General features: G+C 47.7%; 17 protein-coding genes. 4 read left to right on the forward strand and 13 right to left on the reverse strand.

Annotated elements, in window-relative coordinates:
- The first annotated feature begins 102 nt into the window (after positions 1 to 102).
- Positions 103 to 2277, forward strand: coding sequence for a PA5441 family protein (locus LOZ86_RS21040; RefSeq protein WP_230242738.1), 2175 nt, complete (start codon positions 103 to 105; stop codon positions 2275 to 2277).
- Entirely contained in the window at positions 2247 to 3047 is an 801-nt protein-coding gene (locus tag LOZ86_RS21045; protein WP_039486771.1) for a DUF3142 domain-containing protein, read from the forward strand. The genes LOZ86_RS21040 and LOZ86_RS21045 overlap by 31 nt, the downstream gene beginning before the upstream one ends.
- 10 nt (positions 3048 to 3057) lie before the next feature.
- Here the strand turns inward: LOZ86_RS21045 and LOZ86_RS21050 are convergent, their stop codons facing one another.
- Complete coding sequence (locus LOZ86_RS21050; RefSeq protein ID WP_039486769.1) at positions 3058 to 3522, reverse strand: tRNA (cytidine(34)-2'-O)-methyltransferase; 465 nt, start codon at positions 3520 to 3522, stop codon at positions 3058 to 3060.
- 196 nt (positions 3523 to 3718) lie between these two features.
- On the opposite strand from LOZ86_RS21050, the gene LOZ86_RS21055 reads away from it, so the two are divergent.
- Positions 3719 to 4015 carry a hypothetical protein gene (locus tag LOZ86_RS21055; RefSeq protein WP_105879855.1) on the forward strand — a complete coding sequence of 99 codons (297 nt, stop codon included), beginning with the start codon at positions 3719 to 3721 and terminating at the stop codon, positions 4013 to 4015.
- 13 nt (positions 4016 to 4028) lie between these two features.
- Here LOZ86_RS21055 and LOZ86_RS21060 read toward each other — a convergent pair whose 3' ends face one another.
- The 8 genes from LOZ86_RS21060 to LOZ86_RS21605 form a co-directional block, all read right to left on the reverse strand.
- Positions 4029 to 4985: an AEC family transporter gene (locus LOZ86_RS21060; protein ID WP_010303205.1), complete on the reverse strand. Its 957-nt coding sequence runs from the start codon at positions 4983 to 4985 to the stop codon at positions 4029 to 4031.
- A 115-nt stretch (positions 4986 to 5100) separates the two neighbouring features.
- The gene (ugpQ, locus tag LOZ86_RS21065; RefSeq protein WP_039486766.1) at positions 5101 to 5850 is read right to left on the reverse strand and encodes a glycerophosphodiester phosphodiesterase; all 750 of its coding nucleotides are present in this window, start codon (positions 5848 to 5850) and stop codon (positions 5101 to 5103) included.
- A complete protein-coding gene (locus LOZ86_RS21070) occupies positions 5850 to 6923 on the reverse strand; it encodes a sn-glycerol-3-phosphate import ATP-binding protein UgpC (protein WP_039514102.1) in 1074 nt (357 codons plus the stop codon). The genes ugpQ and LOZ86_RS21070 overlap by 1 nt, the downstream gene beginning before the upstream one ends.
- A gap of 198 nt (positions 6924 to 7121) precedes the next feature.
- Positions 7122 to 7967: a sn-glycerol-3-phosphate ABC transporter permease UgpE gene (gene ugpE, locus LOZ86_RS21075; protein WP_039474832.1), complete on the reverse strand. Its 846-nt coding sequence runs from the start codon at positions 7965 to 7967 to the stop codon at positions 7122 to 7124.
- Between the two features lie 25 nt (positions 7968 to 7992).
- The gene (gene ugpA / locus LOZ86_RS21080) at positions 7993 to 8880 is read right to left on the reverse strand and encodes a sn-glycerol-3-phosphate ABC transporter permease UgpA (protein WP_039486837.1); all 888 of its coding nucleotides are present in this window, start codon (positions 8878 to 8880) and stop codon (positions 7993 to 7995) included.
- A gap of 72 nt (positions 8881 to 8952) precedes the next feature.
- Positions 8953 to 10287: a sn-glycerol-3-phosphate ABC transporter substrate-binding protein UgpB gene (gene ugpB / locus LOZ86_RS21085; RefSeq protein ID WP_039486765.1), complete on the reverse strand. Its 1335-nt coding sequence runs from the start codon at positions 10285 to 10287 to the stop codon at positions 8953 to 8955.
- Positions 10288 to 10655: 368 nt separating this feature from the next.
- Positions 10656 to 11906: a valine--pyruvate transaminase gene (locus LOZ86_RS21090; protein WP_230242739.1), complete on the reverse strand. Its 1251-nt coding sequence runs from the start codon at positions 11904 to 11906 to the stop codon at positions 10656 to 10658.
- A 679-nt stretch (positions 11907 to 12585) separates the two neighbouring features.
- Positions 12586 to 12888, reverse strand: a complete 303-nt coding sequence (locus tag LOZ86_RS21605; RefSeq protein WP_072012426.1) for a hypothetical protein — start codon at positions 12886 to 12888, stop codon at positions 12586 to 12588.
- 316 nt (positions 12889 to 13204) lie between these two features.
- Between LOZ86_RS21605 and LOZ86_RS21100 the strand changes: the two genes are divergently transcribed.
- Positions 13205 to 16633 (forward strand): hypothetical protein, encoded by a 3429-nt coding sequence (locus tag LOZ86_RS21100; RefSeq protein WP_230242740.1) that lies wholly within the window; start codon positions 13205 to 13207, stop codon positions 16631 to 16633.
- A 303-nt stretch (positions 16634 to 16936) separates the two neighbouring features.
- Here LOZ86_RS21100 and LOZ86_RS21105 read toward each other — a convergent pair whose 3' ends face one another.
- From LOZ86_RS21105 to LOZ86_RS21120, 4 genes are all read right to left on the reverse strand, one after another.
- Positions 16937 to 17839 (reverse strand): hypothetical protein, encoded by a 903-nt coding sequence (locus tag LOZ86_RS21105; RefSeq protein ID WP_039514232.1) that lies wholly within the window; start codon positions 17837 to 17839, stop codon positions 16937 to 16939.
- Positions 17840 to 17940: 101 nt separating this feature from the next.
- Positions 17941 to 18291 carry a hypothetical protein gene (locus LOZ86_RS21110; protein WP_039514233.1) on the reverse strand — a complete coding sequence of 117 codons (351 nt, stop codon included), beginning with the start codon at positions 18289 to 18291 and terminating at the stop codon, positions 17941 to 17943.
- Between the two features lie 42 nt (positions 18292 to 18333).
- The gene (locus LOZ86_RS21115; RefSeq protein ID WP_131522970.1) at positions 18334 to 18582 is read right to left on the reverse strand and encodes a hypothetical protein; all 249 of its coding nucleotides are present in this window, start codon (positions 18580 to 18582) and stop codon (positions 18334 to 18336) included.
- A 32-nt stretch (positions 18583 to 18614) separates the two neighbouring features.
- The gene (locus tag LOZ86_RS21120) at positions 18615 to 19625 is read right to left on the reverse strand and encodes a hypothetical protein (protein WP_052237808.1); all 1011 of its coding nucleotides are present in this window, start codon (positions 19623 to 19625) and stop codon (positions 18615 to 18617) included.
- Positions 19626 to 20389 lie beyond the last annotated feature (764 nt).

Raw genomic sequence — 20389 nt, forward strand, 5'->3', positions numbered from 1 at the left:
TCTCAAGGTTATACTGGATTGAGTTTTTTAGGCGATTGCGTAGAGTGATCGCCACTCATGCCGAAAACAGGCAAGACCCGTGTTGAATGAAGGATACAAACCATGAAAGGAGTAACGCTGCTGGCTGGCGTACTGACCGCGTTAATGAGCAGTCAGGCATTCAGTTCCAGCGATGGAGTGTGCGGCTTTTCCGACTCGGAATGTGGCATGTCTGCCCTGCCCTATTTGCAGCCGGGCAACGACACCCGTGCTAACCTGATGTTGCTGCAAAGCCGTCTCCACAGCATGTCGCTTCCGTTACCCCATCCTTTACCCGATCAAACACGTTCACGTATCGACCCTTTTACGGCCTACCGGGTTATGGGGATTGCCGCCACAGAAGGAGTCCCACCTTCCGATTCTGGGGAGGATGTCACGGCAGATGCGCCTTATCTTTCAACGCTGAATAAAGCGAAGCAGCTTAACCTTCCTTTAGCCGTTCAGGGCACGATCTCCACGTTTTCGCCTGACGATAACGAAGGACGCCATATTTCCAATGAGCTTTCCACGCTGGAAGCATTTTTCGACGTCCTGCTGGCTGACACGCAGCTCACCAATGAACAGCGTACGCTGCTGGCACATCAGCGGGTGAATCTCCTCAACCCGCTGTATACCAAAGACGCGTTGAACGAAGGTCTTGCAAGCCTACCGGACGAAGGACATGCCGGTGCACTCACGCAGTATCTGTTCGCGGCGCTGGCGTTTTATCAGGGCCACTTCGATGAGGCGGAAAGCGGCTTTCAGGCGTTAACGTCTTCACCGCAGCCGTGGGTCGCGGAAACATCGCGCTATATGTTGATTCGCGTAGCGATCAATAAAGCGATGGAAAACGCGCTCGATGAATACAACATGTTTGATGCCAGCAAAGCCGATAAAGCGGCTGCACAGCTAGCCATTCAGCATATTGGCGACTATCTGAAACAGTATCCAGACGGGCAATACATCGAGTCCGCTAACGGGCTGTACCGCCGCGCGTACTGGATTATGGATGATGTGAATGCCTTAGCGACAACGTACCAACACGAGCTGGACAACACCGCCGACGTCGAAGCACTCCTTGAGTTGAGCGACGAAATCGACAACAAGCTGCTGGAAAATCGGCAGTTCACCAGCACGCCGGGCAGCCCGCCGTTGACGATGGTGCAAGATCTCAAGCGCTTGCGTTCAGATGACGGCTGGCTGGCATTACCCGCCTTATCCGTTGACGAGCTGGTCGCGCAGAAGCCGCTGTTTGCGCAAGACAACATGCAGGACGCGTTCAGCTACCTTCAGGCCGCACAGCTGTTTTATGGTCAAAAAGATTACGCCGCCGTGGTTAACCACGTTCCCGCAACACAGGCGAACGATCTGACCGATACCGTGCGTTTCAGCCTGCAAGTCTTACGCGGTCGGGCGCTGGTGCGTCTGGAGCGCTGGGATGAGGCAGAAACGCATTGGCGTCAGCTGTTAACGCGCAATATGTGGTACACGCAAAATCAGTTCCTGCAACTGGCGCTGGCGGAAACGCTGGTCAAGGCCGGTCATCCAGAGCGGATTTTTGCCGCCGACAGCCCAGTTAAAAATCTGCGTTTCCGTTCCGCCGTGCTGAAAATTAGCGCCAACGCCGATCTGTTGCGTCAGCAAACGGGCCCGCAGCAACCCCATGAAGAACGGGCTATCGCGCTGCATACGCTGTTAACCAAGTCGCTGACCCACGGTGATTACGCCAGCTATCTCAAAGATGTTCAGTTGAGGAAAGACATTGCGCCGCTAGTCAGCAGCGAAAATCAAAGCTGGAATCAGGAAGATTTAACAGCATTTGACTGGGACGGCAGCGACACCGAAGAAGACTATCAGTGTCCAGCGCTGAATGACGTGGTCACGACGCTGAATCAACGCCCTAATGACGCCCGTTCGATTAACTGCCTCGGCGAGTTTTTCCTGCGTACCAACAACAGCGTGGGCTTCGACTGGGGTGAAGGCAGCATGTTGAGCGGACTCACCAACGTGCCAACACAGTTCGTCGGCACCGAATATAACCGTTTGGATGGGTATATGCGGGTGATTGCCGACCCGAAAGCGCCGCCAGAAGACAAAACCTATGCCCTGTATCGCGCGGTTAACTGCTATGCGCCAAGCGGCTATAACGACTGTGGTCCGCAGGACATCAGCAAGGCAACCCGCAAAGCCTGGTTTACCCAACTGAAAACCAAGTACAAAGGCAGCGTATGGGCAGACAAGCTCGATTATTACTGGTAACGCCGTTAGTCGTGTTGGCCGGCCTGTTTTCATTCTGCACGCAGGCCGCTTCCGTTAACGTTGCACCTTCAACCGCCAACGCGGTGCCTGCCATCGTTGATGCTACGCGCTATCAGGATTTCTGGCTGTGGGCGGCGGTAAGACCGCAGCCGATTCTGCATCAGGCACAGATGCTGTACCTGCATCAGGGTGAAGTGGCGCGCCGTCAGGGTAAAGTCGTGTTCCTGCGTCAGGGGATCCCGCCCAGCCAATTGCGCGTTAACCGCGTCTGGCTGGCTTTCCGCATGACCACGCTGGAGCTTTCCGATCGCCACCTGAACCGGATAGTAAAGTTACGGGAAAAATGGCAGCGTCGGGGGAATCAAGTTGCTGGGATTCAGATCGATTTTGACGCGAAAAGCTATCAGTTGGCAGGCTATGTCGCATTTCTGACGCAATTACGCGAGCGTTTACCCGAAGATTGTCAGCTCAGTATTACGGGGCTGCTCGACTGGTCGAAAACTGGTGATGTTGCGGCGTTGAACCGCTTACAGGGCAAGCTGGATGAGGTGGTGGTGCAGACCTATCAGGGGCGCAGCACCATTACCAACTATGCCGAGTACCTGCCCGCGCTGATGAAGCTGACCCTACCTTTCCGGGTCGGGCTGGTACAACACGGCAAGTGGGAACCGCAGTGGCAGCAGCGCCTTGCCACTTCACCGTATTATCGCGGGGAAGTGGTGTTTCTGGTGAATCCGCCACTGAAAAAATCCGCCAACGGCAGGCTGTAGAAAGCTATGGCTACAGGCAACCACCGAAGCCATTTTGCCGCCAGGCTTCATAGCTGATGATCGCCACGGCATTCGACAGATTCAGGCTACGGTTATTAGACTGCATGGGGATGCGGATACGGAAATCCGACTCAAAGCCGTTACGAATTTCGTCTGGCAGGCCGGACGTTTCCGATCCAAACAGCAATACATCACCTGGCTGGTAGCTCGGTTGGTCATACGGGCGGCTGCCTTTGGTGGTACAGGCGAAGATACGTTTGCCGGGAATCGCAGCCAGAAAATCCTGATAGTTTTTATGACGGCTGACGTTCGCCAGATCGTGATAATCCAGTCCCGCACGGCGCAGCTTTTTCTCTTCAAAATCAAAACCCAGCGGTTCAATCAAATGAAGCGTACAGCCGTTGTTGGCCGCCAGTCGGATAATATTGCCGGTGTTCGGTGCAATTTGAGGCTCATAGAGCGCGATATGGAACATGAGATAGCGTCAACCACGAAGAAAAATTCCGCCGCAGTATAACGCATTCCCACAGGGCAGCCCAAAACCTGTGCACGCAGGATTGCGGATTACTCTGCACGACGTTTTCATCCACAGCGATTACACTTAAGTGAATACATCAGGATAATGTGCTGATGAAAACACGATGCGGGCAGAAGGCCTGTGTGGAGGTTTAATGAAACACCCTAAGACACTATTGGCCTGTGCTGCCCTGCTCGGCCTGCCGCTTCTGGCAAGTGCCAATACGCCGCAAGCGCCCACGCCTCAGCAGCAGTTTGAGAGCGGAATCAGCAGCCAGAAACAGTTGCAGCAAAATATGCAGCAGAACCAGAAATTACAGCAACAGCAGTTGAATAATCAGCTCCAGCAGCGCAACCAGCAGTTGCAGCAACAACGCCAGCAGCAGCTACAGCAGGATTTACAGCGGTCACAGAGAACCACGCCGCCACCGCCAATTAAGCAGAATCCCTGATACGATGGCGGCCTTATAGCCGCACACCCATCAGCGTTAAAATCAACGGCGTGGTTAACGCCGCCATCGCCGTTGATAGCAGCAGGCTTGATGCCACCGGGCCACCCAGCACATCGAACTGGCGCGACATCAGATAGACGTTGACGCCCACCGCCATCGACCCCAGCAACACAACCGCACGCGTTTCCATTTCCGGCAGGCCGAGCGCGATAGCAATTCCCCAGATCACCAGCGGCTGTACCAGCAGTTTGATCGTACAAATCGCCGTGCTGATCTGCCAGCCGTCACGCACGCGGTATTCCGCCAGCCCCATTCCCAGCGCTACCAGCGACAGCGGTGCAGCAATCTGCCCCAGCATGGCCAGCGGTTGGTCAACATACGACGGCAGCGGCAGGCCCGTCAGGCTGAATAAGGTCCCTGACAGAATGCCGATGATCAGCGGGTTCTTCAGCACGCCCAGCGCGGTTTTGGTAAAGCCCTGTAGCGACAGCGCCCCGTTACGCGCCCATTCCACCGACACCGTCACCAGCGTCCACAAAATAAGCCCGTTAAACACCACCACCAGCGCAACCGAAGGGATTGCCTCTTCTCCCAGCATCAACGTAGCAATCGGCAGCCCCAGCATCACGTTGTTGGAGAAGATGCCGCTCAACGCAAACAGCGAACCGGAGACGCCATCAAGATGAAAGACTTTGCGCGCCACGATGCGGCCTAGGACAAACACCAGCAGGCAGCCGCCGAAAAAGGCGATCAGCAGTCGAGCATCCACCACCGGACGTTTGGAAAAATCCGACATCAGGCGAAACAGCATGGCGGGCATGGCGACGGAGAAGACAAAGCGCGTCATGCCATCGGTCACGGTGGTCGGCCATTTACCGTAACGAATCAGGCTATAGCCGAGCGCGATAAGAACAAAGAGGGGTAACGACAGAAAAATCTGGTGCCAAAGTGAAACAATAAATGCGGGCATGACGCCACTTCCTTATTACCGGCATCAAGTCAGAAAGAAGGTCCCCGCATTATATTTTCTTGCAGCAATATCAACATCGCCGCAGCTTGAAGTATGACGGGTATAGAGGCAGACCTCAGCCGGTCGCGAAGTTAGCCCCGATTAAATCTATCCGGTCAGTACAGATACAGTCAACGCCCCAATCCAGCAAAGTTTGCGCGCGATCGGGTTGGTTGACGGTATAAACCAGAATGCGCAAACCGGCGGCTTTCAGATCCGCGACGCGTTCTGCCGTCAGCAGTTTGTGATTCAGGTGAATGGACACGCATCCCAAACGCTGCGTTAACGCCAGCCAGTCCTCTTCCCACTCATCCAACAACAGCCCACGCGGCAGTTCCGGTGCGGCCTGCTGCGCCGCTTCAAGCGCATTGATAGAGAACGATGACAGCAGCGGCGCGACCGGATGGTCGGCCCAGAGCTGGCGCGCCGCCAACGCAATCACCCGCCCGGTTTCTGCTTCATATCCGGTGGTGGGTTTAATTTCGATGTTGGCCGCCATGCCGTACTGCACGCAGCGTTTTGCCACTTCCGATAGCAGCGGCAGGCGTTCGCCGACAAATTTATGCCCGTACCAGCCGCCGACATCCAGCCCGACCAGCTTGTCCCACGGCAGTTCGCCTGCAATGCCCCAACCGTTGCTGGTGCGCTCAAGCGTGTCGTCATGTAAGAGGAAAATCTGGCCGTCCTGCGACAGCTTGGCGTCAAATTCGATCATCTTGTGACCGAGGCTGGCACCGACATCAATCGCCGCCAGCGTGTTTTCCGGTGCCAGTGAACCGCCGCCGCGATGGGCGACAATGCTCGGGTAAGGCCAGATTGTTTCCATTATTCCATCCGTAATCCGCTTTGCGAATCAAACAGGTGCCATGATGACGTCGGTAAATGCAGCCAGAGCGTTGAACCGATCGCGGGGCAGTGTTCATAAGAGAGCCGTGCAATCACGTTCTGCCCGCCCCACTTGCCGTGCGCTAAATTGTCCGCGCCCAGCAGTTCGAGTGTTGAAATCTGCAACGGGATACCGCCAGTTTCACTCATCGCCAGCTGAATATGCTCTGGTCGAACCCCCAGCGTCAATGCTTTACCGCGCCATTGCGGCTTCGGTTCAGGCAGCGCCAGCGCGATGTCGCCATCGATTTCAAAGCGGCAGCCGTCATCGCTAATGCGACCTGACCACAGGTTCATGGCCGGTGAGCCAATAAAGCTGGCTACAAACAGCGATGCTGGGCGGCGATAAATCTCAGCCGGCGCACCGATTTGCTCAGCGATCCCTTTGTTCATGACGATCACGCGCTGCGCCAGCGTCATGGCTTCAACCTGATCGTGCGTGACGTACAAGCTGGTGGTTTTCAGGCGCTGGTGCAGCTGTTGTAATTCGAGCCGCATCTGTACGCGCAGCTTGGCATCCAGATTCGACAACGGTTCGTCGAACAGGAATACCGCCGGTTCACGCACAATCGCCCGCCCCATCGCCACGCGCTGACGTTGGCCGCCCGATAGCTCACGCGGTTTGCGTTGCAGCAGCGGCATCAGCTCCAGAATTCGCGCCGCATCTTCCACGCGCTCGCGGATCTGCGCCTTGCCGAAGCCGCGGATTTTCAGACCGTAAGCCATGTTGTCGAACACGTTCATATGGGGATAAAGCGCATAGTTCTGGAACACCATCGCAATACCGCGATCTTTCGGTTCCAGATTGGTGACTCGCTCGTTATCAATATAGATATCACCGCTGGTGGTGCGTTCGAGGCCTGCCACCATACGCAACAGCGTCGATTTGCCACAGCCTGAGGGCCCGACCATCACGACGAACTCGCCGTCAGCGACGTCCAGATCGATAGGTTGGATAATCTGTGTTTTGCCATCGTAAGACTTAGTGACGGCCTGAAGTTTTAAACATGCCATAAGCGTTTCCGAAATTCGTCTCGATAAATCGCTGCTAAACCTGACGAGCGGTGCGGTGATAATGGGTAGATCGTAAAGACGCTGTGAATACATCCCTGTACGCTCGGATTGCGCCATCCCTGGCGCAAACGCTTTACTCTTCTATCCCATTATCACCGTTCCCATTCTATGAAGGGGTTTACCAACGGTATGACCTATTTATTTTTCGCTGTCGACCAGACCGCGAACGAACCAGCGCTGCATCAGTAACACGACCAGCAGCGGTGGCAGCATGGTCAGCAGCATCGCGGCCATCACCTGATTCCACTGAGTCGCCCCATCGCCGGACGCAATCATGCTTTTAATCCCAGCAACAGCGGTGCCCAGACTGGCATCGCTGACAATCAGCAGCGGCCACAGATACTGGTTCCAGCCGTAGATGAACGTGATCACGAACAGCGCCGCCAGATTGGTCTTCGACAGCGGTAACACCATGTCGAAGAAGAAACGCATCGGGCTGGCACCGTCGATACGCGCCGCTTCCATCAGCTCATCCGGCAGCGTCATAAAGAACTGGCGAAACAGGAAAGTGGCGGTCGCCGAGGCCATCAGCGGCAGCGTTAAACCGGTGTAGCTGTCCATCATGTCCAGCCGTGCGATCACTTCCACCGTCGGGAAAATACGTACTTCCACCGGCAACATCAGCGTCAGGAAAATCATCCAGAAGAACAGGTTGCGCAGAGGAAAACGGAAATAGACGATGGCGTAAGCGGACAGGATCGATACGGTGATTTTGCCTATCGTAATCGCCAGCGCCATCACGAAGCTGTTGAGCAACATCAGTCCAAACGGCGTGGTGTTGTTGCCCGCACCGTGCAGCCAGATATAACGCAGGTTTTCCCACAGGTGAGAACCGGGGATGAGCGTCATCGGAGCCTGAAAGACTTCCTGATTATCCAGCGTGGCGGCCACAAACCCCACGTACAGCGGAAACAGTACGGCGAGAATGCCGACAATCAGCATGACGTGGCTGAAAATATCTAACCCGCGACGATTCTCAATCATTAGCATTGACCTTGTAGATTCATCTTCATTGGTAATTCACCTTCCGCTCAACAAAACGGAACTGAATCACGGTCAGCCCGATAACCAGTATCATCAGTACCACCGACTGCGCTGCCGAACTGGACAGATCCAGCCCTGCGAAACCCTCACGATAAATTTTGTAGATCAGCGTGGTTGTCGACTGCACCGGCCCACCGGCCGTCGCAGCATCGATAATCGGGAAGGTATCGAAAAAGGCGTATACCAGATTGACCACCAGCAGGAAGAAGCTCACCGGTGAGATCATCGGCAGCACCAGATTGAAGAAGCGCCGCACGGGGCCAGCACCATCAATCGCGCCCGCTTCCACCAGCGAACGGGGGATCGATTGCAGCGCCGCGAGGAAGAACAGGAAGTTATAGCTAATCTGTTTCCAGACCGACGCCAATACAACTAAAAACATCGCCTGACCGCTGTGCTGCGCGTGGTTCCACGTATAGCCCAGCAGCCCGAGAAAGTGGGTGATCAGCCCCAGACCGGGGTTAAACAGGAACATCCACAGCACGGCAGCAACGGCGGGGGCCACGGCATACGGCAGAATGATCAGCGTCTGATACAGGCGGCTGGCACGGATCACATAGTCCACCAGCGCGGCCAGAAAGAGTGAAATCAGCATGCCAAACCCTGCAACCAAGAAGCTGAATATCAGCGTGGTGTAAAACGAGTCGAGGTAATAAGGGTTATTAAGCAGCTGTCTGAAGTTTTCCATGCCGACAAATTCGCTGGATAGCCCAAATGGATCCAGGTTCTGCACCGAATACCACAGCGCCTGACCGGCAGGCCAGATAAAGAAAATCACGGTAATCAGCAGTTGGGGCAACACCAGCACGTAGGGCAACCAACTACTGCGAAAAACGGGGCGGGATGATGTCATGCGGTAACTCATTGCAAACAGAAAAGAAACAGGCCGATTCCCTTCGGCCCGATATTACTCAACAGAAGCGTATTACTTCGTTGACTGCTCGAAGCGACGCAGCAGCGCGTTACCGCGTTCTACTGCGCTATCCAACGCCTGTTGTGGCGTCTTCTTATTTGTCCATACGCTTTCTAATTCTTCATCCACAACGGTACGAATTTGCGGCATGTTGCCCAAACGCAGACCTTTGGTGAACGGCAACGGTGGCTTGTTCAGCATCTGACGCGTGGCGATATCCGCACCAGGATTTTTCTCGTAGAAGCCCTGCTTCTGCGTCAGCTCGTACGCCGCAGTAGTGATCGGCAGGTAACCGGTTTTCTGGTGCCATTCAGCAGCATTTTCCGGCTCGGCCAGGAACTTCATAAACTCAGCGACACCTTTGTAGGTCGCGGCATCTTTTCCGCCCATCACCCACAGGCTGGCTCCGCCGATAATGGCGTTCTGCGGTGCACCTTTCGCATCGGCGTCATACGGCATCATACCGACACCGTAGTTGAACTTGGCGTGTTCCCGAATGTTCGCCAGCGAACCGGAAGAGGCAGTCGTGATAGCACAGTCGCCGTTGTAGAATTTCTCAGTCGGCTCATCCTTGCGACCGAAATAGGTGAAATCACCCTTCTTGTTCATGTCCTGCAACAGCTGAATGTGTTTAACCTGCGTTGGTTTGTTGAATTCCAACACGGCATCGGTGCCATCAAAGCCGTTATTCTTGCTCGCAACTGGCAGACCGTGCCAGGCGCTGAAGTTTTCAATCTGAATCCAGCCCTGCCAGCCGCTGGCGTAGCCGCACTTCATCCCGGCTGCACGCAGTTTGGCGGTGTACTCGGCCATCTGCTGCCAGGTTTTCGGCGGCTGTTCTGGATCTAAGCCAGCCTTCTTGAAGGCATCTTTGTTGTAGTACAGCACCGGCGTAGAGCTGTTAAACGGCTGCGACAGCAGGTGGCCGCTCTTCGCATCGGTGTAATAACCGGAGACGGTCGGTACAAACACCGACTCATCGAAATTAATGCCAGCATCTTTGAAGACTTCATAGACTGGCTTGATGGCTTTACTTGCCATCATGGTCGCCGTACCGACTTCATAGACCTGCAAAATGGCGGGGGCATTCCCTGCGCGGTAGGCAGCAATCCCGGCAGCCAGATTCTGTTCGTAGTTGCCTTTATAGACCGGCACAATTTTTACATCGCTGTGCGCTTTGTTAAAACGGTCAGCCAGAGAATTAACTTCTTTCCCTAATTCGCCTTCCATGGAGTGCCAGAAAGGAATTTCTGTCGCGGCCTGCGCACTGGCGCTCATCAGCGCTAATGCCACACACGCCGCGGCGGTGCGAATAGCATGTGTTTTACGAATTGTGTTGTTGAACATGCCTGTCTCCTGCAATCAATTAAATGCGCCATCATCACGGCGTTTTTTATGCGAAGGTAAACATGACATGAGCGCATGACAGAAAAATAACTGGAAGATGACAAAAGAATGACAGAGAAAAGACAAAAAGCATTTATTCAACAAAGCCGACATTACTCAGAATGTATATTTTTTCTGATATACGCTAAATAATTCGAGTTGCAGGAAAAAACGTTACCGTTTTGAACAACACGAAGTGTTGACCCTTTTGAAGTATAACGAGTACATCTGTCGCGGCTATGGTTATAGCGAGTGGTCGAATCGTGGGGCAGGTGTTCCTTTGCCCCAACCGTATTTCGTTTAATGACGCGTCTATTTTTTGTGGCGAATTAGCCTTCCTGCATCGCCTTTTCCACTTCTTCCGCCAGAATCGCAATACCGCGTTCAATTTTTTCCGGCTCCGGCACATAATTCATGCGCATGCATTGGTGAGCGTGTGGCCAGTCCTGCTCTAAGCCGGGGAAGAAGTAATGACCCGGCACCATGAGGACGCCGCGTTTTTTCAGGCGCTGGTACAGAATTTCTGTCGTAATAGGCAGATCCTTAAACCACAGCCACAGGAAGATCGCGCCTTCCGGCTTATGAATCAGACACTGCTCAGGCGACAGGTAGCGGCGAATGATCGCGATGGTTTCCGTTACGCGCTGCTGGTAGAACGGGCGTATGACGTCGTTAGATAAGCGCAGCAGGTCGCCACGCTGAATCATCTCATGCGCCAGCGCCGGGCCGACCGCGCCCGGAGACAGGCTAATGATGCCGTTCATGTTGCCGATCGCGGAAATCACTTTTTCATCCGCAATCACGATGCCGCAGCGTGAGCCGGGTAGACCCAGTTTGGACAGGCTCATGCACAGGATGATGTTCGGGTTCCACAGCGGCGTGGCATCGCTGAAGATGATGCCGGGGAAAGGCACGCCATAGGCGTTATCAATCAGCAGGGGAATGTTGTGCTGCTGCGCCAGAATATCCAGACGCATCAGCTCGTCATCGGTCAGCACGTTACCGGTCGGATTGGTCGGGCGGGAGACGCAGATCAGCCCGATCTCATCGGTAATCGACAGATGATCGAAATCGACGTGATATTTAAATTGCCCTTCGGGCAACAGTTCGATCTGTGGACGAACGGAGACGAACATGTTGTCGTCCAGCCCGGAATCCGAATAGCCGATATATTCCGGTGCCAGCGGGAACAGCACTTTTTTCAGGCTGCCATCGCTGTGGCGACCGGCAAATAAGTTAAATAAGTAGAAAAACGCACTCTGGCTGCCATTTGTTAGTGCAATGTTCTGTGGTCCGATCTGCCAGCCTAATTCATTACTCAGGAGTTCTGCCAGCGCCTTAAGCAGCGTATCCTTGCCTTGCGGGCCATCGTAGTTGCATAGCGCTTCCGTTAATTTCCCTTGTTCCAGCATATCCTGACACAGCTGTTTGAAGTAGTTGTCCATCTCCGGAATATGCGCCGGATTGCCACCGCCCAGCATGATTGCGCCTGGCGTACGCAGCCCTTCGTTCAGGTCGTCCATTAATTGTGTGATGCCAGCGTGGCGCGTGAATTTCTTGCCGAAAAGAGAAAAGTTCATAGTTTATTTATCAGTGGTCGTATACAGGTTACCGGCAACCATAGCGCTTGCGCCAATAGGGCGCAATGTGGTCAAAAAAAATCCGGTAGTTTTTTATTCCGTTAATCTTTCAAATGCTAGCATTATTTTCTAATGAAAATGAATGGGGAGACGGTTTTCCAATATCCGAGACTGCTATGTCTGTGGTCTACGCCAATATCGTTTAAAATTCTATATACATACTGACTTTCACGAAATATAAAAAGCCTATTCTCAAACTGAATAGAAAGCATATCCAACAGGTAAGTGATTCGGGTAACTAAACGTAGCCAACGCACATGTAGCCTGAGGTATGACGGATATAGATATTGTATTAATTACTCTTAACCTCTTATTTTTGGTTTTCCCACAGGAGCTTCGACTTCATTTCTTGTGGAACTACTTCAAAAAAATATGTGCTATAATTTCTTTTTGTCCACTATAAGCTATTGAAATTTCATCGCTATAATTTTCAATATAATATTTCACCTGGTTATTTATAATAATAGATATCATGATCTTCAAAATCTGGCGTCAAGGTCGTGTAAGCGAGGTTATGGACAAGTTCCGCCTCTGATAGCATCAACGATCGGTTATTCCCTCATGTGACTGTACGTTACGAATGTAAGGGATGGCGAGAATAAGCATTTTAACGTAGATTTCATTTTTTCCATGGTTTTATTATACTAATGCATGGTTTTAAAATCAGGAATTTTATCCGTAATACAAGTTTTTTTGAATAAATAATTTTTGATAAACAATAAAGCCACTTCCCCGCTTCTCTGGCAATGCGTACACTGTCCGGCATACCCTGCAACGTCATGATATTGAGCGCTTTCACTAACGTCATCGCTTCGCCTACCGGTGTATCGTAGTTCCGCAACGTCCGCCGCACAACTTGTTTACCCGCGACATTGCCGTTTCCACCACTGAGTGCAAGTGATAACCCACTTTCTCTTTCCATGATTTGCTGCTGCCTGTCAGATGCGGATTCACCACCGTCTCATTCCGCTCCAACGACCAGTATTTCCCCTGTTGCCGGAGCGCGTCGTTATAAGTTTTCCAATCGGTGATTTTGAACTTCTACTTTGCCACGCGCTGTCAGATTTGAGAAGGATATGCGCCTGTTTCCCGAGGAATATTCGATTTATTCAACAAAGCTGCACACACATTGAATACTTTTATTAACAAACAGTAATAAACTGACTATGAGCGATAATTTAATGTAATTAACATGGGGGACGTGTAAATTTATTTTTAATAAAAAAGGAAATTATTTCATGAATAATGGAATCTTAACTAATACACCCCATAAATTATCAACTTTAAATATCAATAGCAGCGAGGATAAGGTTAGAAGGCCGAACAGAAGTAGCAATGTATCATCTGGCCTGACATCCCAATTAAAATATATCAATAACAGTTCTGAACAATTATATCATGGTGTAAAAAATGAAATTCCCACTAAACGATCAACTCACCTTTGGAATTATTTATGGTCATTTAGCAGAGATCGATCTGCTGAATTAAATGATGATGTAGAAGATGATCCACTAACGGAAATACTTGCTGAAGGAGAGTTTATTCGTCTGCAAGCAGAGTCACTCAAGGATTCAAATAATAAACAAGAATTTTACCGTAGGTGGAAAGGAAGTTATTTAAAACGAGGCCTAGTGGGGATGGGGTTATTGACTGGGGCAGGTGTTATTGGGGGAATATGGCATTATGCAGGAAGGCATGGTTATAATGAAAGTAAGGGCGATTTTGTATTTCCGACATCAATAACCCCTCTCTCAAATTTCGTCGCTTCTTGCCATGATTTTCAGATGCCTTTTGACAGAACGACACTACCCTCTGACTTATTTATTTCTAGAAATTGCGAATATAACTTAGAAATGGATTTTATTAAAAATATGGTTACACAATCACTTGATTTCATTCCAGAGATTAATCCAAGCATCAGAGAAAAGCGTTCAATCCCTGTAAATAATATAAATATTCCTTATCTAATTCTTACTATCGTCCAGGATCAGACGATCGACTGGCGCATGCGAAATGAATTTGATCTTATTTTTCGTCAAGCAGACACTTCACCAGATGTCAGACATGCAAAATCTTCAGAGGAGAAACATATTAAGCTGCTTCTTAAAACCATCCAGATAACCCAACAATGTATAGATAATAATAAATATGGGTATGTTAAATACAACTCATTCGAATCGTTTTCAGATATTCTAAAAAAACTCTGGACTACTGCAAATAACTTGCCTGATCTTTATAGTAAGAATGCGGTGGAAAAATTTAAAGAAAATTATGGTGATATATCTACTACGACAGAACCTCATAATTCATCAGATGCCTCTCACGGGACGACAGTTCCTATTCCCATAACAGAGCCTCGGATTATTGATAATACGGTGGGAAATGATACCTCTGTTGGTGCCGTAAGTATTGCTGTAGATTTTGTCGGAAGTGCTGCCGAAGATGCGACCGAAAGTGCTACCAAAGATGCGGCCGAAAGTGCTGCCAAAGATGCGACCGAAAGTGCTACCGAAGGTGCTACCGAAAGTGCTACCGAAGGTGCTACCAAAGGCGCTGTCGGAAGTGCTGCCGAAGATGCGACCGAAAGTGCTGTCGGAAGCGCCTCCAAAGGTGCCAAAGATGCTGCTGTAGGTCTTGTCGTAAGTGCTGTCGTAAGTGCTGTCGTAAGTGCTGTCGGAGGTGCTGCCGGAGGTGCTGCCGGAGGTGCTGCCGGAGGTGCTGCCGGAGGTGCTGCCGGAGGTGCTGCCGGAAATGCTGTCGGAAATGCTGCCGAAGGTGCTGCCGAAGGTGCTGCCGAAGGTGCTGCCGAAGGTGCTGCCGAAGGTGCTGCCGAAGGTGCTGCCGAAGGTGCTGCCGAAGGTGCTGCCGAAGGTGCTGCCGAAGGTGCTGCCGAAGGTGCTGCCGAAGGTGCTGCCGAAGGTGCTGCCGGAGGTGCTGCCGGAGGTGCTGCCGGAGGTGCTGCCGAAGGTGCTGCCGGAGGTGCTGCCGGAGGTGCTGCCGAAGGTGCTGCCGGAGGTGCTGCCGGAGGTGCTGCCGAAGGTGCTGCCGAAGGTGCTGCCGGAGGTGCTGCCGGAGGTGCTGCCGGAGGTGCTGCCGGAAATGCTGTCGGAAATGCTGCCGAAGGTGCTGCCGAAGGTGCTGCCGGAAATGCTGCCGGAGGTGCTGCCGAAGGTGCTGCCGGAGGTGCTGCCGAAGGTGCTGCCGAAGGTGCTGCCGAAGGTGCTGCCGGAGGTGCTGTCGGAAATGCTGCCGAAGGTGCTGCCGGAAAGGCTGCTGAAGATGCTATAGGTCTTGTCGGAAGTGCTGCCAGAAGTATTATCAAAAATATTATCAGTGTTGCCAGAAGTATTACCGAAGGTGTTGTTAGTGTTTCCAAAAATGCTGCCAGTGGTACCGAAGATGTTGTCAAGGTTGTTGTGGGTGTAGGGAGTATTAGTAGGGTTTATGATATAGGGGATGGGTATGTCGAAAAAGAATATAACGGTAGCGTTGATAAGCAACATCAATCCAGACTTATTTCGGCAAAGAATAATGTAAACGGTTTTGATAGGATGTATGGAAAGGGGGCGGGTGAGCTTATCATTCATGAGAGAAATGGGGTTTTATCGGTCTCAGCAAAATTAATTAAGATTGAAGGCTATGCATTAAATAATATTCAGTCAATATCCAGTAATGATCTTTTGAATGAGATGAAATCAGCTATTGAGGATAATGATATATCAACACAACTGGCTAATTCTTTACAAAAAAAAGGGATTACTCATCATGACATAAATAAAGGTAACATTATATATGATAACAAAGAATTTTTTATTCTGGATTTTGATTCTGCAAATATTTTGCCAGAAGGTGAAATGGTGAGCCTCCAACAGACTGAGGCGATGAAAAATAAGTTTGAGTATGTTTTTTCGGATGTTTTAAGGGATATCAAAAAAAAATTGAGTGAGCATGATACTGATAGCCTAAAAAAAAGCAGTGACATTGATGGTATAAATTTTGATAAAACAATGGTGAAGCTAAACTTGCGTGAATGGAATGAGTTACCATCCCATAATGTCAAACCACCTAAAATTGATTCCGAAGAAAATGAAATTCCACAAATATGGCCTAGTACAGGCATGCATGATGGGATTGATGCTAATATTGATGTTGGTGTGGGTTGCATGGAAACTGTCACAGATTCTACAACTATACTGTCCACGGGTGGATTAAGCGATTGTTCAGCTTTAATAGTATTATCGGACTGGAATGCGGTTTCTTATGGGAGTCGCACTCTAGTGCATCTAAACGGTAGTAATGTTTCATTTGGCCTGAAATATGGAGCCGATGCTAGCGGATTGATCTCTGAGCTCCGTAATAAAATCGTCGGAGGCGGAAAAGTTATCTTAGTTGGAGGGGATCAGAGTCAGTCAGATATGAGCCTTAGTTTTATCATAGCTCAAACTAATAAGTTGGGAGAAAAACCTTTGTATGAACTTGTTAGTACCCTCGGCATATCTTTAACTATTGCTAGTTCTGCACAAGTTACTGTTTATCCAGATGGAACATTCAACCTTGGAGATATAGAAGACAGAAGAGGTGTGCTAACCAAGGAAAATGTTAGCGATATACTATCTTACGTTCGGATATTGGAACCAGAGCTACAGCCAGACGCGAATCCTTCATGACAAAAGACAAAATGCTGGCGGACGGTTTGCCGATGTGACGATATTGATGTGAGTCCGGCAAAATGGATTACTATCTGGGCAGGCCGTTGCGCTGTCCGGATAGCAAGCAGGGCAAGTCAGTAAAAAGTCGATTAATATTAAATCTAGTCGTGTTTTTTATAAATTATTAAATAAATTAAATTGATTGTGCTGTTGTGACAAGGTAAACATTAAGTTTGTATCATGCTGTTTTTAATCCTCTATGAGAATGGGATTTACCCATCTCTGTATAGAGATGGGCTGTATATCGTTGCTTTTGCGAAGTTAGCCTCTCAGAGGCGGTGTTTTTTCAGACAGCCCCTGAACAGCAAATAGATATAGCATCTCGGCATTAATGCCTTTTTGGGATTGAGTATCTCGCTTACTCATTTTTGAGTCTCCAGTATAGAGATCGAGGATTATCCTCGTGAGTGAGTCAGCATTGTTGATGAGGAACTCTCCTCTTACATCCGCGTTGTTATTGAAAAGTCTGGTGGCTTGTTCTCTGGTTCTTTCTAAGAGAGGAAATGTTATTCCTGTTGCACGAGTATTGAGAATACCTTCGATTTCATCTGTTGACATATCGCCAGCAGATAGTTGTGCCACCTTTGTCTCAAGGGGGCTCTCCTGGGACAAATAAAAGGAATCAATAGTATCAGCCCCAGCGTGAGATGCTTCATGGACAATTGTTGGCATGTCACCCAGCTTTGGTTGAATGGACTCTGGTTGAACGGAACAGCGTAATTTACAGGAAGTATTTATTCTCCTGTCTTGTATAAATGCATCACTATTTTTTAAATTTATATACATGCGATGAAGTGGGTCACTTTTATATACTAAACCATAATTATTTTTTTCTTTATAATCGACTAACCAAATTCTATTGTAATCATCATTAATATGTTCTTCAATGTTGTTATAGGTTTTAGATATTTTATCAATTAACATTTCTTGTATGTGATTGGATGGTGACCCATAATTATCCGTGATTCGTATTTTCTGTAAATACGCTGTAACATATTTTTCATTTTCACTACTAAGAAGCATATTTCTTACTGATTTAATTATTTCCCTTGAGCGAGCTACGTCGTATTTTATGTCTGCGGCCACTCTTTCATACTTGATGTTTTTAGATATTTCCGATTCGTTTAAACCATAATAATAAATTTTATTACTACTTTTTTTCATATTCCTATCTACTATTCTTATTTCTTTGTACTCTTCAAAACTCGTCCCCCTGAATCCTTCTCGATAACTTGTTAATGTTTTTTTATGGTTAAATTCATTTATTAAACGAGAGTGGGGTCTGTATGCTCTTTGATGGTCTTTTTATTCAACAAATAATCACCTTCCTTGATGGTGCGAAATTTATGATGATTTTGATCAAAATAACAAAGTATTTTTTTAGACTGTTCTGGTCCTAGCTCAAAAATATTATCGTGATTATTGCTTTTCCTTATTCTTAAATAACCTTCTTTTAGCTTTAAATATCTTTCTCCATGATTTAATTTTACAATCCCTTTACTGTCTATCGGTTGGCAGTTACGCAGATCTATATCTTCGTAGAAAGTTTTAGAGATGGAGCGATGAAGTTTTTTTGAAACGTGTTTATGTGAATTAAGATTAGGATCACCTTTCATTAATTTTGTGATTTCTTCACCAAAATGCCAGTTCTTGTCTTCTCAAAAATATACAGGATAACCCGATTTATCGGGTTTATTATAATCATACACCTCATGTCCCCCTATATTTTTACTTTCAGATCTCATCGGTATAAATTTTTCATCTATTTTTATAGATACTAATGATTCTCCATTTGGCCCTTTTGTATGATACGATTCATAGCCTTTTATTTCATTAATTACTTTATTTTTTCCATTTTTTATGGATAAATGTGATAATAAATTTTTCGTTTTTATTATGTTGTACACTTCTTTTTTACCGAAGAGAGTACGCTCTCTTTCTAATTTCCATCCTTTACCCTTTCTCGAGTATTGCCATTTTTTTTCTCTGTTGAGTAGATAACTTCACGTTCTATATTATCTTTTTTAATAAGATATTTTCCTTCCTTGTATGAAATCTCCCATTCTTTATTTTTTATTTTTATGTAATTCTTATTATTTCTAATAATGAATTTTTCTGGTAAGCTGATTCCATTTTCTATAACCATGCCCTCGCTGTTTTTAGGATTTGAGTCAACGATGAGTTTGGCCATAAAGGTAGACTGACCGATTAAATCTTGCATATCATCTTGATTGAGGTCTCTGTCCTCTAGGTTATCGGCTATTAGTCTTAGCAAAGGGCCGCCTATATTTTGTAATAATACTATATGGTTAGGTACAGGTATTAATGATATTATGGTGGTAATTACTTTATCTGCAAGTAAGGTTTTTTTCTTAAGGGTTTCGACTTCTTCTTTTGAAGCACATCGGCCAAATTTTTCGTAATGATGAATTACCTGAATTTCTTGTGATAATTCACTTACAGGATGCGATAGTGTGTTTCCTATTTTTCTTAAAATTTTTCCTAGCGTCATATTTTCTCGTTCCTCCAGGCAGGAGAAATCTATTTTTTCTATTTTAACATCATCTTCTTCTTCTTTCTCTATAATGATTTCTTCGGTTTTTTTTATGTGATTTAATGCTGTAAATTTAAAATAACCTGATGTGGATTTATTTTTTATAAAAACATCATTTTTTTTGTTATATATTAAGGCCTTTCTATGCTCTTTGATGAGCGCGTCTACTGCTTTTATGAAAATTTTGTTTTTCAATCCATATGTATCCACCGTAATTGGATCGACTGGTATGCTTTCATCTATTTCATTGAATGATTCCTGTTTTTTATTTTTTCTTCTATGCCTATGGATTACTCCCATTTTGAATTTTTTCTGTTCAGGTAACGTATCATTTATTGCTGTATAACTAAGATTATTACTCTTCTCTGATGACTCTATGTCTTTGTTTGTGGCCAATACAGTGTCTGTTGGCCGAATAAAGCTAAATAGCAGTGCTAACTGGAACGCTGTGGAAATGGCATTTTTGGGGAATATAGGTGAATAGCGTTGAGTTCTCAATGTAATAGGGGTGTTTTCGGCATAGTTAACTAGTAAATTCGTATTGTATATATCCTTCTGCTCTTCTGATTTTTTTCTGTTCGAATTTTTTGCATGAAAAATATTCTCTCTATTTTTTTTTGAAAGTTATTCTGGTAAATTCCAGTTGACTCACGATACTGAGTAAGAGATTTTAGCATTATTTTCCCTTTCTTATAAAAACTAAATATATACAATTTTCATCCCAGTATACTATAAAAAAATAATCATTTTTAAATCTGTTGGTTCAGTTATTTGGATCTTTTTTTACATATTAATATGGGTATCGCCATCAATGATGGGATAAAGTTTTTTTGCCTTCGATACGTCATGATGAGCTGGTGCTAAACGTCAATAATCGGTTTACTGAGGCGTTTGTTGCATGGATGAAAAGTTGGTAATACGGTCTTGGTAACCAGAGCTGTTATGAGAGCATGATAGAATTCGGGCTGTGCTTGTGGTGTGAGAATGGTACGCAGGTCTTCCGATCAGGCTAATCCACCCTTCTGAATGTTCTGTAGAAAGGATATTTTCATTTTATATTATTGTTTTTATTGTGTTTTTTAGTGTCGGGTAAGAAAGCTCTTCTTTTAGCCGTTTTTTTCCAATTCTTGTATGAAATAACTCGTTACTTTTCCTTACTA

This window comes from Pectobacterium parvum (genome assembly GCF_020971565.1).
Taxonomy (GTDB): Bacteria; Pseudomonadota; Gammaproteobacteria; order Enterobacterales; family Enterobacteriaceae; genus Pectobacterium; species Pectobacterium polare.

Excerpts from the sequence above, each read along its gene's own strand:
- LOZ86_RS21070 (WP_039514102.1), bottom strand. The coding sequence starts at position 6,923 with ATGGCATGTTTAAAACTTCAGGCCGTCACTAAGTCTTACGATGGCAAA.
- LOZ86_RS21105 (WP_039514232.1), bottom strand. The coding sequence starts at position 17,839 with ATGAAAAAAAGTAGTAATAAAATTTATTATTATGGTTTAAACGAATCG.
- LOZ86_RS21100 (WP_230242740.1), top strand. The coding sequence starts at position 13,205 with ATGAATAATGGAATCTTAACTAATACACCCCATAAATTATCAACTTTA.
- LOZ86_RS21045 (WP_039486771.1), top strand. The coding sequence starts at position 2,247 with ATGGGCAGACAAGCTCGATTATTACTGGTAACGCCGTTAGTCGTGTTG.
- ugpA (WP_039486837.1), bottom strand. The coding sequence starts at position 8,880 with ATGACATCATCCCGCCCCGTTTTTCGCAGTAGTTGGTTGCCCTACGTG.
- ugpE (WP_039474832.1), bottom strand. The coding sequence starts at position 7,967 with ATGATTGAGAATCGTCGCGGGTTAGATATTTTCAGCCACGTCATGCTG.
- LOZ86_RS21110 (WP_039514233.1), bottom strand. The coding sequence starts at position 18,291 with ATGAAAGGTGATCCTAATCTTAATTCACATAAACACGTTTCAAAAAAA.
- LOZ86_RS21605 (WP_072012426.1), bottom strand. The coding sequence starts at position 12,888 with ATGGAAAGAGAAAGTGGGTTATCACTTGCACTCAGTGGTGGAAACGGC.
- LOZ86_RS21055 (WP_105879855.1), top strand. The coding sequence starts at position 3,719 with ATGAAACACCCTAAGACACTATTGGCCTGTGCTGCCCTGCTCGGCCTG.
- ugpQ (WP_039486766.1), bottom strand. The coding sequence starts at position 5,850 with ATGGAAACAATCTGGCCTTACCCGAGCATTGTCGCCCATCGCGGCGGC.
- ugpB (WP_039486765.1), bottom strand. The coding sequence starts at position 10,287 with ATGTTCAACAACACAATTCGTAAAACACATGCTATTCGCACCGCCGCG.
- LOZ86_RS21060 (WP_010303205.1), bottom strand. The coding sequence starts at position 4,985 with ATGCCCGCATTTATTGTTTCACTTTGGCACCAGATTTTTCTGTCGTTA.
- LOZ86_RS21040 (WP_230242738.1), top strand. The coding sequence starts at position 103 with ATGAAAGGAGTAACGCTGCTGGCTGGCGTACTGACCGCGTTAATGAGC.
- LOZ86_RS21090 (WP_230242739.1), bottom strand. The coding sequence starts at position 11,906 with ATGAACTTTTCTCTTTTCGGCAAGAAATTCACGCGCCACGCTGGCATC.
- LOZ86_RS21050 (WP_039486769.1), bottom strand. The coding sequence starts at position 3,522 with ATGTTCCATATCGCGCTCTATGAGCCTCAAATTGCACCGAACACCGGC.